The following is a 13,612-nucleotide window of genomic DNA, read 5'->3' on the forward strand; positions in this document are numbered from 1 at the left end:
CACACGACCGCACGCTCACGTCCACACCGCCGCCACCGGCCGAGGACACCGACGACCGAGCCCGGTGAACGCCGCGCGACGAGAGGTCACCATGGCGCCATCCGACATCACCGACTGGTTCTCCCGACGCCTCAGCACCGCCCGCGACTGGCCCGCCGCCGAACTGGCCCGGGGCAAGGGGGCGACCCGTGTGAGCGTCGTCCTGCCCGCCCGCGACGAAGAGGCCACGGTCGGCCACATCGCCGGCGTCATCCGCCGGGCCCTCATGGAGGAGGTCCCACTCGTCGACGAGCTGGTGGTGATCGACTCCAACTCCACCGACGGCACCGCGGCCGCCGCCGCGGCAGCGGGCGCCGAGGTCCACCGCCAGGACGACATCCTCCCCGAGATGCCCCCGCTGTGGGGCAAGGGCGAGGCCCTGTGGAAGTCCCTCGCGGTCACGACCGGCGACGTCGTCGCCTTCACCGACACCGACATCCGCAACTACACCCCCGACTTCGTCACCGGCCTGATCGGCCCCCTCCTGGCCGACCCCGACCTCGTCTACGTCAAGGGCTACTACGACCGCCCCCTCCGCGACGGCACCGAGGTCGCGCCGTGCGACGGCGGCCGCGTCACCGAACTCCTCGCCCGCCCCCTGCTCAACATGTGCTGGCCCGAGCTGGCCGGCGTGCTCCAGCCGCTGTCGGGCGAGTACGCCGGACGCCGCGCGGCCCTTGAGTCGGTCCCGTTCGTCTGCGGCTACGGCGTGGAGTTCGGGCTGCTCGTCGACCTGGTCGAGCGGTACGGCCTCGACCGCATCGCCCAGGTCGACCTCGGCGTGCGCGAGCACTCCCACCAGACGACCGCCGAACTCGGCCGCATGGCCGGCCAGATCATCGACACGGCGTGGATGCGGCTGCACCGGCGCGGCCTGGTGCTGCCCGACGGCCCGCCCGCCACCACGCTCACCCAGTTCACCCGCTCGGGGCCGCTCCCGCGGCCGCACGTCCACGACGTGGGCGTCACCGAGCGGCCGCCCATGGCCGAGGTCGCCGCCTCGCGCGCCCGGTCGATCCCGTCCCGGCAGGGGGAGGCATGATGGACCTCAGCGTCCTGATCAACGCGGGCCCGTGGCTGCCCGTCCCGCCCGAAGGCTACGGCGGCATCGAGAACGTCATCGCCACGCTGGTGCCCGAACTGCGCGCCGAGGGCGTGCACGTCGTGCTGGCGAGCGTGGGCGGCGCCACCCTGGAGGCCGACGAGCACGTCAGCCTGTTCCCCGAGGGCCGGTTCGCGCACATCCAGCGCCCCTACAACCAGGTCATGGGGATCGCCCACGCCCACATGCAGATGGTCCTGGAGCGGGCGCGCCGCGGCGACGTCCGGCTGGTCCACGACCACCTGGAGGTCGTCGGCGCCGCCGTCCTCGGCGCGGCCGGCCCGGCCGTGCCCCCGGTGCTGCACACGCTCCACTGGGACCTGCGCAAGCACCCGGAGTTCTACGGCGGGTTCAACGGCAACGGCCGGCTGTTCGTCAACGGGGTCTCGGCGTCCCAGCTCGCGCGGGCCCCGGAGGCCCTGCGCGCGTGCAGCCTCGGCCACGCGCACCTGTCGACCCCCCTGGCGGTGGACGCCGACCGGCGCCCCGCCCCGGCCAAGCAGCCCTACGCCGTCATGGTCGGCCGGATCACGCGCGCCAAGGGGACGCACATCGCGGCCGCGGCCTGCCGCCGGCTCGGCATCCCCCTGGTGCTGGCCGGCCCGGTCAACGGCATCGACACCGTCCAGGAGCTGGCCGAGGTCTACGCCGACCCCAGCCACCCCCTGCACGGTGCCCCGGACGTGCGCTACTTCATGGAGGACGTGCACCCCCACGTCGACGGCGAGGCCGTGCGCTGGATCGGCACCGTCGCCGGCGCCGCCCGCGACGACCTGGTCGCCGCCGCGCGCGCCGCCCTGTTCCCCGTGCAGTGGGCCGAGCCCGGTGGCACGGCCGTGATCGAGGCGATGGCGTGCGGCACGCCGGTCGTCGGCATCGGCCGCGGCTGCCTGCCCGAACTGGTCGACCACGGCCGCACCGGCCTGCTGGCCGACGACGACGAGGGGTTCGCCCGGCTGCTGCCCCGCGCCGAGGAGATCGACCCGGACGAGTGCCGCAAGGAGGCCGCCGCGCGGTTCACCCCGCGCACCATGGCCCTGCGCTACCTGGAGCTGTACGAGCGCGCGCTCAGCCGCCCGCGGACGGTCGTGGAGGTGCCCGCCCGGCCCGCGCCGGCCGCTGCGCAGCCCGCGCCGCCGCGCTGACCGCCCGCCGACCGCCGCGCCGCCGCGCACCGCCGCCCCGCCCGGAGAGTCCGGGCGGGGCGCGGCCGTGTCCGCCCGGAGCGGAACGCCTGCGCGCCGACCGGGAATACCCGGTGTCCTTTGCGGGGCGTTCCGCGCCCCCATGACATTCGATGCGCCGAATGCCGGGAAGATCGATCGCATTTCCTCCGGGCATCCGCCCGGCGGCCGTTCCCGCCGCCGCGGCAACGACTATTTATCCGTAGTTGTACCTATTTGACGTTGGCAAACGTGGATTGTGTGGTGATCATGCGTCGAACGCGTAATTGGCGTCCGGTGTCCTTTTGTCGACACCGCCACATCGGCGTGGTTTCGTGTCGGCACTCCGTGAGCGTGGGAGGATACCCACATCCACCGTCATCCATGGCGCCGCCCCGCCATGTTGAAAAACCGTGAGGACGAACATTCATGCCTGCCGATCCGGCGACCGCGCCCCTGGACCTCCGCGCGTGGCTGATCGACGCGATCGCCCGGCGCACCGGCGCCGACCCCGCCGACATCGACCCCCGCCAGCCGTTCACCGCGCTCGGGCTCGGCTCCCGCGACGCCGTCGAACTCTGCGGCGAACTCCAGGCCCTCCTCGGCCGGCCGGTCTCCCCGCTCCTGGTGTGGCGCCACCCCACCGTCGACGCCCTCGCCGACCACTTCGCCGCCCCGTCCGGCGGCCGGGTCACCGCGGGCCCCTCCGGTACCTGACCCGCGCCCCACCCGCCCGAACGGAGCCCCATCCGCATGACCGGCCGCCGCCTGTCCCCGCCCCGCGCCGCCGCCGCCCGCCCGCCCCGCGCCACCCCCGTCGCCGTCATCGGCATGGGCTGCCGCCTCCCCGGCGGCACCAGCGGACCGGCCGCCCTGTGGCGGCTGCTCACCGAGGGCCGTGACGCCATCGGACCCGTCCCCGCCGACCGCTGGGACGCCGCCCGCTACGCCGACCCCGACCCCTCCGTCCCCGGGCGGGTCGCCGCCGCCCTCGGCGGCTACCTCGACGCCGTCGACGGCTTCGACGCCCGCTTCTTCGGCATCCCCACCGCCGAGGCCCGCGCCATGGACCCCCAGCAGCGCGTCCTATTGGAGGTCGTCCACGAGGCGCTCGACCACGCCGGGCTACCCACCGCCGACCTCGCCGGCCGCCCCGTCGGCGTGTTCACCGGCATCTCGCACATCGACTACGCCCTGCGCTGCAACGCCTGGCGCGTCCCAGGCGACGACCTGGAGACCTACGCCGCCACCGGCAACACCCACTCCGTGGCCGCCGGGCGGATCTCCTACACCCTCGGCCTGACCGGACCCGCCCTCGCCGTCGACACCGCCTGCTCCTCCGGGCTGGCCGCCGTCCACCTCGCCGTGCGCAGCCTGCGCTCCGGCGAGTGCGACACCGCCGTCGCCGGAGCGGTCAACCTCATCCTCGACCCCGGCGTCTCCACCACCTTCACCCGCTGGGGCATGCTCTCGCCCAGCGGGCGCTGCCGCTCCTTCGACGCCGCGGCCGACGGCTTCGTCCGCAGCGAGGGGTGCGCCGCCGTCGTCCTCAAACCGCTCGACGCCGCCCTCGCCGACGGCGACCCCGTCCACGGCGTCATCCGCGGCACCGCCCTCAACCAGGACGGCCGCACCAACGGGCTCACCGCCCCCTCCGGCGCCGCCCAGGAGGCCGTGCTGCGCGCCGCCCTCGCCGACGCCGGCGCCGACCCCGGCGACATCGGCATGATCGAGGCCCACGGCACCGGCACCCCCATCGGCGACCCCATCGAGTTCGCCGCCCTCGCCGCGGTCTACGGCGACGCCCGGCGCGGCCGCCGCCTGCCCATCGGCTCGGTCAAGGCCAACCTCGGCCACACCGAGTCCGCCGCCGGCCTCGTCGGCCTGGTCAAGGCCCTGCTCGCCGTCCGGCACGGCGCCGCGCCCGCCACCCCGCACTTCCGCGTCTGGAACCCCGAGATCAGCGCCGACGGCACCGGCATGTTCGTCCCGACCGCCACCACCCCCTGGACGGTGCGCCGCCGCACCCGGCTCGCCGCCGTGTCGTCCTTCGGGCTGAGCGGCACCAACGCCCACGCCGTCGTCGAGGGCCCGCCCGCGCCGCGCCGCCGACCGCCCCGCCGGGCCGCCGCCCCCGCGCCGGCCCCCGATGACCACCGCGCCCGCCTCTTCCCCGTCTCCGGCGGCTCCGCCGCCGCGGTCGCCGCCAGCGCGCGCCGCCTCGCCGACTGGGTCGAGGGCGACGGCGCCGCCACCCCCCTCGCCGACATCGGGCACACCCTCGCCCTGCGCCGCACCCACCACGGGGCGCGCGCCGCCGTCGTCGCCGCCGACCACGCCGAACTCGCCGCCCGGCTGCGCGGCGCCGCCGACGGCGCGCCCGGCACCGCCACGGGCACCGCGCCCGCCGGCGGCGGCCGCGGCCCGGTGTGGGTGTTCCCCGGGCAGGGCGGCCAGTGGGCCGGCATGGGCGCCGCGCTGCTCGCCGGCGAACCCGCGTTCGCCGCCGCCGTCGACACCCTCGACCCCCTCATCGCCGACGAGGCCGGGTTCTCGGTGCGCGCCGCCCTCGCCGGCGACGCCCCCGCCGAGCGCATCGACCACCTCCAGCCCACGCTCTTCGCCTTCCAGGTCGGCCTCGCCGCCGCGTGGCGGGCGCACGGCGCCGAACCCGCCGCCGTCATCGGCCACTCCATGGGCGAGGCCGCCGCCGCCGTCGCCGCCGGGGCCCTCACCCCCGCCGACGGCGCCCGCGTCGTCTGCCGCCGCTCCCGGCTGCTCGCCCGCCTCGCGGGCCGCGGGGCCATGGCCGCCGTCGAATGCGGCGCCGACGACGTCCGCGACGACCTCGCCGCCGCCGGCGCCCACGCCACCCGCGTCGCCGTCGTCAACGCGCCCGCGTCCACGGTCGTCGCCGGACCACCCGACGAGGTCGACCGCCTCACCGCCCGATGGGAGGAGCGCGGCGTGCCCGCCCGCCGCGTCGCCGTCGACGTCGCCTCCCACTCCCCGGCCGTCGACCCCGTCCTCGCCGACGTCACCGCCGCCCTCGCCGGGATCGCCCCCGCGCGGCCCGCCGTCCGCTGCTACGGCACCGCCGGCCCCGACCCGCGCGCGTCCCCCGCCTTCGACGCCGCCTACTGGGCCGACAACCTGCGCCGCCCGGTCGGCTTCGCCGCCGCCGTCCGCGCCGCACTCGACGACGGCCACCGCCTCTTCGCCGAACTCTCCCCGCACCCGCTGCTCACCCGCGCCGTCACCGACACCGCCGACACCGCCGGGCGCCGCGCCACCGCGCTCGCCTCGGTGCGCCGCGACACCGACCCCGTCCTCGCCGTGCGCACCGCCGTCGCCGCCGCCTTCTGCGCCGGCGCCCCCATCGACTGGGCGCGCGTCCACCCCGGCGGCCGGACCGCCGAGCCGCCGCCCCGCGCCTGGGACCACCAGCGCCTCCTCGTCCCGCCCGCCGACACCGCCGCCCCCGCCCGCGCCGGGCACCCGATCCTCGGCGCGCACGCCGTCCTGCCCGACGACCACGGCCGGCACGTCTGGAGCGCCGACGTCGGCACCGGCGCGCTGCCCTGGCTCGCCGACCACCGGTTCAACGGGGTCGCCTTCCTCCCCCTGGCCGTCTACGTCGAGATGGCCCTCACCGCCGCGGCCACCGCCCTCGACGCCGACCCCGCCGACATCGAGGTCGCCGACCTGCGCCTGGAGACCTTCCTCGCCGTCGACGCCACCACCCGGCTCACCGTCCGCGCCGACCTCGATCTCGACGGCGACGCCGCCGCGTTCGCCGTCGCCGCCCGCGACGGCGCCGAATGGACCCGCACCTGCTCGGCCCGGCTCCGCCGCGCCCCCCGCGGCGCCGCCCCCGCCCCGCTGCCCCCGCCCGGGCCCCGCCTCGCCGCCGGCCCCGGGTTCGGCCCCGCCGAGTTCTACGACCTGCTGGCCCGCACCCCCATCCGGTTCGGCCCGCTGTTCCAGGGCGTGCGGCGGGTCCGCGTCGACCCCGACGGCACCGCGTTCACCGCCGTCGGCGAGGTCGCCGTCGCCCCCGCCGCCCGCCCCGGAACCACCGGCCACACCCTGCACCCGCTGCTGTTCGACGCCTGCCTGCAGGTGTTCGCCGCGCCGCTGCTGGCCACCGTCTCCGACGCCTCCGGCCTGCCCACCGCAATCGACCGCGTCCGGCTGCACCGCGCCCCCGGCACCGCCGCCTACTGCGTCGCCGAGGGCCGCCTCGTCGCCGGCGGCGTCACCGGCCGCTTCCGCGTGGTCGACGCCGACGGGCACGTCCTCGCCGAGGCCGACGGCGTGCGCGTCCGCGTCGACGGCGGCGCCGCACCCCGCTTCGACGAGCGCCTGCACCGCGTCGCCTGGACCGAGGAGCCCGCCCCGCCCGCCCCCACCGCACCCCCGGGCGCCTGGCTGGTGGTGGCCGAGGACGGCGCCCCCGACGCCGCGGCCCTGGCCCGCGAGATCACCGCGCGGGGCGGCACCGCCGCCACCGCCCGCCCCGACGGCGCCCCCGCCGCGCTCGGCGGCCTCGGCGGCCTGCGCGGCGTCGTCTACGCCGCCGCGCCCCCCGCGCCCGGCGCCCCGCCGGTGCCCGACCCCGACCGCGCCCGGCGGCGCGTCGGCGACCTCCTCCGGCTGCTGCGCACCCTCGCCGCCGACGACTCCGGGGCCCTCCCGCGCCTGGTCGTCCTCACCCGCGACGCCTGCCCGGTCCGCCCCGGCGACGGCCTCGGCACCGACCAGGCGCCCCTGCGCGCGCTCACCCGCGCCGCCGCCCACGAGCACCCCGGGCTCGACGTCGCCCACATCGACACCGACCCCGCCACCCCGGTCGCCCGCGTCGCCGACGAACTCCTCGCCGCCGCCGGCACCGACACCGCCCTGCGCGCCGGCCGCCGCTACACCGCCCGGCTGCGCAACGCGCCGCTGCGCCCCGAGGAGCGGCGCCGGGTCCGCCGCGACCCCGCCCGCGACGCGGTCGCCGTCCGCGTCCGCACCCCCGGCGACCTCGCCGGGCTCGAGACCGCCGCCGCCGCGCGGCGCGCGCCCGGCCCCGGCGAGGTCGAGGTGCGCGTCGCCGCCGCCGGGCTCAACTACGCCGACGTGCTCCAGGCCATGGGGCTCTACCCCGAACGGCTCCCGCTCGGCGCCGACGCCGCCGGCACCGTCGTCCGCGTCGGCCCGGGCACCACCGGCGCCCGCCTCGGCGACCGGGTCGCCCTGATGGCCGCCGGCGCCCTGCGCACCCACGTCACCGCCCCGGCCGCCGCGCTGATCCCGCTCCCCGACGACCTGCCGTCCGCCGACGCCGCCGCGCTGCCCTGCGTCTACGCCACCGCCTGGTACGCGCTGCGCCACCTCGCCCGGCCCCGCCCCGGCGAGACCGTCCTCATCCACTCCGCCACCGGAGGCGTCGGCCTGGCCGCCCTGCACGTCGCCCGGGGCATGGGCGCCCGCGTCCTCGCCACCGCCGGCACCGAGGCGAAGCGCGACCTGCTGCGCGGTATGGGGGTGGAGCACGTCATGGACTCCCGCACCCTGGACTTCGCCCGCGCGGCCCGCGCCGCCACCGGCGGCCGCGGGGTCGACGTCGTGCTCAACCCCCTGACCGGCCGGGCGCAGCGGGCCGGGCTGGAGGCGCTGCGGACCGGCGGCCGGTTCATCGAGATCGGCAAGCGCGACATCTACGCCGGGACCGCCATCGACCCCGCGCCGTTCCGCCGGGGCGTGGTCTTCGCCGCCGTCGACCTCGCCGGACTCGCCACCGACCGCCCCGACCTGCTGCACGAGGTGCTGCGCGAGGTCGCCGCCGAACTGCACGCCGGGCGCCTCGCCCGGCTGCCCACCACCGAGCTGCCGTTCGGCGACGCCGCCACCGCCTTCCGCACCCTCGCCGCGGGCCGGCACGTCGGCAAACTGGTGCTGACCGCGCCCACCGGCCCCGTCGAGGCCGTCGTCGACCCGGCCGAGGTCCCCGTCGTCCGCTCCGACGGCGCCTACATCGTCACCGGCGGCCTCGGCGGCCTCGGCCTGCGCCTCGCCGAGCACCTCGCCCGCGAAGGCGCCGCCCGCGTCGTCCTCAACGGCCGGACCGCCCCCGGCGGCGACACCGAGGCCGCTCTGGACCACCTGCGCTCCCTCGGCACCGACGTGCGCGTCGAACTCGGCGACATCGCCGAGCACGGCACCGCCGAACGCCTGGTCGCCGCCGCCGAGGACGGCGGCACCCCGCTGCGCGGCGTCGCCCACGCGGCCGCCGTGGTCGCCGACGGCACCGTCGCCCTGCTCGACGCCGCCACCCTCGACGCCGCCTGGCGGCCCAAGGCGGCCGGCGCGTGGCGGCTGCACGAGGCCACCGCGCCGCGCACCCCCGACTGGTGGCTGCTGTTCTCCTCCGCCGCGGCGCTGGTCGGGCCACCGGGCCAGGGCGGCTACGCCGCCGCCAACGCCTGGCTCGACGCCTTCGCCGTCTGGCGGCGCGCCCAGGGCCTGCCCGCCACCAGCGTCGCCTGGGGCGCCTGGGCCGAGATCGGCGCCGGGGCGCACATGGCTCGCCGCGGGCACAGCGTGATCGACCCCGACGAGGGCATCGCCGCCATCGACCGGCTGCTGCGCCACGACCGCACCTGCACCGGCTACCTGCCCGTCGACGCCGAGCTGTGGCGCAAGACCCTGCCGCACGCCCGCACCTCGCCCTACTTCGCCGAACTCACGGGCGGCGCCGCCCCCGCCGACGAGGGACCCGACGGCGCCCTGGCGGCCCGCGTCCGCGCGGCGGGCCCCGACGGGGCGTCCGCCGTCGTCGCCGAGCACCTCGCCGCCCAGCTCGGCGACATCCTCGGCGGTGCCGCCCACGACATCGGCACCGCCGCCCGCCTGACCGACCTGGGCGTCGACTCGCTGCGCGCCCTGGAGCTCCGCACCCGGATCGAGCAGCACCTGGGGGTGCGCGTCCCGGCGAAACTCGTCTGGGCCGACGGCACCCTCGGCGGCCTCGCCGACCACGTCGCGGCCGCCCTCGCCGACCGGGACGCGCGGTGACCCCCGCGCCCGCCGGCCCCCGCGCCCCCGGCACCCGCGTCCGGCCGCCCCGCCCCGCCGCGGGCACGGGCGGCCGGACCGCGTAGGTCCAGGCCAGCGCACCCGCCCGCGTCCGCACCGGCCGCGGGCCCCCCGCCATTCCCGCCCGCCCCCGCGCCGGGCGGTGCTACGACGACACCGAAAGGACGATCATCCGCATGGCGGCACCTTCGACCCCACCGCAGTTCCTGACGCGGTTCCGTGAGCACGCCCTCCTGCGCGGCGACGCTCCCGCCATGACCTTCGTGGACTTCGAGGCGGACGCCGCCGGCCGGGAGACCACCTGGACCTACGCCCAGGCCGACCTGCGCGCCCGCGAGATCGCCGCCGCACTGCTCGACCGGTGCGCGCCCGGCGACCCGGTCGCGCTCCTGGGCCCGCAGAGCCTCGGCTACCTCGCCGCCTTCCTCGGCTGCCTCTACGCCGGGGTGCGCGCGGTCCCGCTCTACCCGCCGCACTCGCTGCGGCCCAACGGGCGGCTGGGGGCGCTGCTGGCCGCCGCGCGGCCGGTCTGCGTCGTCACCGAGCCGCGGCAGTCCGCCGACGTGGCGGAGTTCGTCCGCGCCCTCGGCCTCGACCCGGCGCCGCCGGTGCTGGACGCCACCACGCTCGGCGCCGGCCGCGGCGCCGAGTGGACGCCGCCGGACACCGGCGACTCCACCGTCGCCTACCTCCAGTACACGTCCGGCTCGACCAGCCACCCGCGCGGGGTCCGCGTCACCCACGGCAACCTGGCGCACACCGCCGCCCACTGCGCCCGGGCGTTCGACCTCGACCCCGCCACGGCGGTGTCGGTGACCTGGCTGCCGTTCTTCCACGACTTCGGGCTGGCCAGCTCCGTCACCATCCCGCTCACCCTCGGCGGGCGGGTCGTCGCCTTCGACCCGCTGGCGTTCGTCCTGCGGCCGATGCGCTGGCCGGAGCTCATCACCCGGCACCGGGGCACGTTCGTGCCCGGCCCCGACTTCGCGCTGCGGATGTGCTCCGACGCCGCCGCCCAGGCGCCCGCCGAGGAGCTCGCCGGGCTCGACCTGTCGTCGGTCACCGCGCTGGTCAACGGCAGCGAGCCGGTGCGCGAGGAGAGCCTGCGCGCGTTCACCGCCGCGTTCGCCCCGCACGGGTTCTCCCCGGCCGCGCACGCACCCGCCTACGGCCTGGCCGAGGCCACCATCATGGTGACGGCCACCCCCACCGGCACCGAGCCGCGCGTGTTCGCGTGCGACCGGCGGGAGCTGGCCAAGGGCCAGGCGGTGCCGGCCGCCGACCCCCGCTCCGCCGCCGCGCGCGTCGTCGTGGGGTGCGGGCCCACCTGGGGCGAGCGGTGCGCGATCGTCGACCCCGACACGCGCGTCGGGCTGCCGGACCGCCACGTCGGCGAGATCTGGGTCGACGGCCCCGTCGTCGCCGACGGCTACGAGCACCACCCCGGCCTGTCGGCCGACGTCTTCGGGGCCCGCCGCGCCGACGCCCCCGACGCCGCCTGGCTGCGCACCGGCGACCTCGGGTTCCTCGACGACGGCTGCCTCTACGTGGTGGGCCGGCTCAAGGACCTGGTCATCGTCGACGGACGCAACCACCACCCGGTGGACATCGAGGCCACCGTCGAGGCCGCCGCCGGGGGGATGCTGCGGCGGGGCCACGTCGCCGCCGTCCCGGTCGACACCGGCGGGCGCGAGCGGCTCATCGTGATCGCCGAGCGCGCCACCGGCCCCGCGTTCGACCGCGACACCTCCCTGCGGCTGCGCACCCGGGTGCGCGGGGCGCTCGCCGAACAGCACGGCATCGCGCTGCACGACCTGGTGCTGGTGCGCAGGGGAGCGCTCCCGAAGACCTCCAGCGGCAAGCTCCAGCGCTCACTGGCCCGCGACCGGTACCGGGCGGGGGAGTACGGGTGAGGCGCGTGCGCCGCGGCCGGCCGGGGGGCGGCCGCGGGAAACCCGGTGCGTGATCGCTTGGACGCGGAGCGCACGGGTAGCCGCAACCAGCACGCGTCCGACCGCTCTCCCGACGCCGCGATCTCCGCGGCGGAGCGCGGACGGTGAGGAGGCTCCATGTTCCGCCACACCAAGCGGCTGCAGTTCGAGGCGAAGCCGGAGAAGCCCGACGCGCTGTACGCCATGAAGCTGCAGGAGCTGATCGGCGGCGCCTACGGCGAGATGACCGTGACCATGCAGTACTTGTTCCAGGGGTGGAACTGCCGCGTCGAAGGCAAGTACAAGGACATGATCATGGACATCGCGACCGAGGAGATCGGGCACGTCGAGATGCTCGCCACCATGGTCGCGCGGCTGCTGGAGGGGGCGCCGGCCGACGTCACCGCCAAGGCCGTCAAGGACCCGGCCACGGCGGCGGTGATCGGCGGGATGAACCCGCAGCAGGCGATCGTGGGCGGCGGGGGAGCGGTGCTGGCCGACAGCGCCGGCTACCCGTGGAACGGCAAGTTCATCGTGGCCAGCGGCAACCTGATGGCCGACTTCCGCGCGAACGTCGCCGCCGAGGCCCAGGGCCGGCTCCAGACGGCGCGGCTGTACAACATGACCGACGACCCCGGCGTCAAGGCCATGCTCCAGTTCAACCTGGCGCGCGACACGGTGCACCAGAACCAGTGGCTGGCGGCGATCGAGCAGCTGCAGGAGGACGGCCTCGAAGGGCCGATCGTGCCCACGGCGCTGTTCGACGAGGAGGACCAGACCCACTCCAACACCCTGTGGGGGCTGTCCGACGGGCCGGCGGGCGCCGACGGCAAGTGGGGGCACGGTCCGGCGCCCGACGGCCGGCACGAGTTCCACTACCTCGACAACCCCGAGCCGCTGGGCGGCCCGGGGTCGGCGCCGCCGCCCGACCCGGCCCTGTACGGGACGTTCGCCGGCCCGGGCGGCGAGGGGTCGGCCAAGGGGCCCGACAAGAGCGTCGGCGACAAGATCAAGGACGTGTTCGAGTAGGCCCGTCCGCACCGGCCGTGTTGCGGCCCCGCCCCCCGGGAGGTAGCCCCGGGCGGCGGGGCCGCGGCGTGCGCGGGTCAGCGGCGGCCGTCGACCCGGGTCCCCGCCGCGCCGAACACCCAGGGGTCGGCCTCGCACTGGGTCAGGAAGTCCGCCGGGAAGCCCGCCTCGAACGCCGCCGCCGCCGACAGGCGGTCCACCGCCTCCGGTGGCAGCGCGACGTCCACCGCGGCCAGGTTGTCGCGCAGCTGGGCGGTGTCGGAGGCGCCGACGATGGGCACCACGGCCGGCGACCGCGCCCGCAGCCACGCCAGCGCCACCTGCGCGGCGGAGGCGCCGACCTCCTCCGCCACCTCCAGCACGGCGCGGGCCGCGGCGTGCTCGCGCTCGCCCACCGAGGCCGCGTCGACCCGGGTCGGCGCCTCCGGCGCCCCTGCGCCGCTGAACTTGCCGGTCAGCACGCCGCCCGCGAGCGGCCCCCACGCGGCCAGGGTCAGCCCCGTCCCCTCCGCCATGGGCAGCAGCTCCCGCTCCACGTCGCGCTGCAGCAGGTTGTAGGGGGCCTGCACGGCGGCGAACGGCGTCCAGTCGCGCCACTCGGCCAGGGTGTTGGCGCGGGCGACCACCCACGCCGGGGTGTCGGAGATCCCGACGTAGAGGAGCTTTCCGGCGCGCACCGCGTCGTCGAGGGCGCGCATCGTCTCCTCCACCGGGGTGTGCCGGTCCCACAGGTGCACCCAGTACAGGTCGAGGTGGTCGGTGCGCAGCCGGCGCAGGCTCTCCTCCAGCGAGCGCACCAGGTTCTTGCGGTGGTTGCCGGCCGCGTTGGGGTCGGTGCCGTCGCGCGAGAGCGTGTACTTGGAGGCGAGGACGAAGCGGTCGCGGCGGCCCTGGAGGACCTCGCCGAGGATCTGCTCGCTCTCGCCGTAGGCCGAGGCCGTGTCGACGACGTTGCCCCCGGCGTCGGCGTAGGCGTCCACCAGGCGGCGGCCCTGCGGTACGTCGCCGAACGTCATCGCGCCGAGGAACAGCTCCGCGACACGCAGTCCGGTACGGCCCAGAAGTCGGTAGCGCATGGGTCTCCTTGCGTCTCAGGGCCGGGCGGCGCACCGCCCGGCCGCTGCGCAGCCTAGGGCGTGCGCGCCCGCCCCGTGGCGCGCGCGGATGTGAGGCGATCCACTTCCCCCGCCGGGGGGCGTCTGGTAGCTTTGTTCGTGGGTTGCAGTCTTGATTTCGCTTGATCCCCTGTGATCGCCCGCGGAGTT

The 13,612-nt window shown here is 77.4% G+C and carries 7 protein-coding genes; 6 read left to right on the plus strand and 1 reads right to left on the minus strand.

All coding sequences use genetic code 11. The annotated features are described in order from the left end of the window. Window positions 1-91 precede the first annotated feature (91 nt). The 6 genes from NT8_RS01590 (at window position 92) to NT8_RS01615 (ending at window position 12,347) form a co-directional block, all read left to right on the plus strand. A complete protein-coding gene (locus NT8_RS01590; RefSeq protein WP_067963273.1) occupies window positions 92-1,081 on the plus strand; it encodes a glucosyl-3-phosphoglycerate synthase in 990 nt (329 codons plus the stop codon). Further along, window positions 1,078-2,286, plus strand: a complete 1,209-nt coding sequence (locus NT8_RS01595) for a glycosyltransferase (RefSeq protein WP_245645991.1) — start codon at window positions 1,078-1,080, stop codon at window positions 2,284-2,286. Before NT8_RS01590 ends, NT8_RS01595 begins: the two co-directional genes overlap by 4 nt. 447 nt (window positions 2,287-2,733) lie before the next feature. Next, a complete protein-coding gene (locus NT8_RS01600; RefSeq protein WP_067963279.1) occupies window positions 2,734-3,021 on the plus strand; it encodes an acyl carrier protein in 288 nt (95 codons plus the stop codon). A gap of 36 nt (window positions 3,022-3,057) precedes the next feature. Then, window positions 3,058-9,366, plus strand: coding sequence for a type I polyketide synthase (locus tag NT8_RS01605; RefSeq protein ID WP_067963281.1), 6,309 nt, complete (start codon window positions 3,058-3,060; stop codon window positions 9,364-9,366). 197 nt (window positions 9,367-9,563) lie between these two features. Then, the gene (locus NT8_RS01610; RefSeq protein WP_067963283.1) at window positions 9,564-11,300 is read left to right on the plus strand and encodes a fatty acyl-AMP ligase; all 1,737 of its coding nucleotides are present in this window, start codon (window positions 9,564-9,566) and stop codon (window positions 11,298-11,300) included. 156 nt (window positions 11,301-11,456) lie between these two features. After that, window positions 11,457-12,347 carry a manganese catalase family protein gene (locus NT8_RS01615; RefSeq protein WP_067963286.1) on the plus strand — a complete coding sequence of 297 codons (891 nt, stop codon included), beginning with the start codon at window positions 11,457-11,459 and terminating at the stop codon, window positions 12,345-12,347. Window positions 12,348-12,424: 77 nt separating this feature from the next. On the opposite strand, the gene NT8_RS01620 is transcribed toward NT8_RS01615, so the two are convergent. After that, window positions 12,425-13,423 carry an aldo/keto reductase gene (locus NT8_RS01620; RefSeq protein ID WP_067963291.1) on the minus strand — a complete coding sequence of 333 codons (999 nt, stop codon included), beginning with the start codon at window positions 13,421-13,423 and terminating at the stop codon, window positions 12,425-12,427. Between the last annotated feature and the right edge of the window lie 189 nt (window positions 13,424-13,612).

Source organism: Nocardiopsis trehalosi NBRC 14201 (assembly GCF_001552555.1).
Lineage (GTDB): Bacteria > Actinomycetota > Actinomycetes > Streptosporangiales > Streptosporangiaceae > Nocardiopsis_B > Nocardiopsis_B trehalosi.

What these genes read in the sequence shown, in the direction of transcription:
- NT8_RS01610 (WP_067963283.1), top strand. Translation starts at nt 9,564, where the DNA reads ATGGCGGCACCTTCGACCCCACCGCAGTTCCTGACGCGGTTCCGTGAG.
- NT8_RS01615 (WP_067963286.1), top strand. Translation starts at nt 11,457, where the DNA reads ATGTTCCGCCACACCAAGCGGCTGCAGTTCGAGGCGAAGCCGGAGAAG.
- NT8_RS01605 (WP_067963281.1), top strand. Translation starts at nt 3,058, where the DNA reads ATGACCGGCCGCCGCCTGTCCCCGCCCCGCGCCGCCGCCGCCCGCCCG.
- NT8_RS01595 (WP_245645991.1), top strand. Translation starts at nt 1,078, where the DNA reads ATGATGGACCTCAGCGTCCTGATCAACGCGGGCCCGTGGCTGCCCGTC.
- NT8_RS01620 (WP_067963291.1), bottom strand. Translation starts at nt 13,423, where the DNA reads ATGCGCTACCGACTTCTGGGCCGTACCGGACTGCGTGTCGCGGAGCTG.
- NT8_RS01590 (WP_067963273.1), top strand. Translation starts at nt 92, where the DNA reads ATGGCGCCATCCGACATCACCGACTGGTTCTCCCGACGCCTCAGCACC.
- NT8_RS01600 (WP_067963279.1), top strand. Translation starts at nt 2,734, where the DNA reads ATGCCTGCCGATCCGGCGACCGCGCCCCTGGACCTCCGCGCGTGGCTG.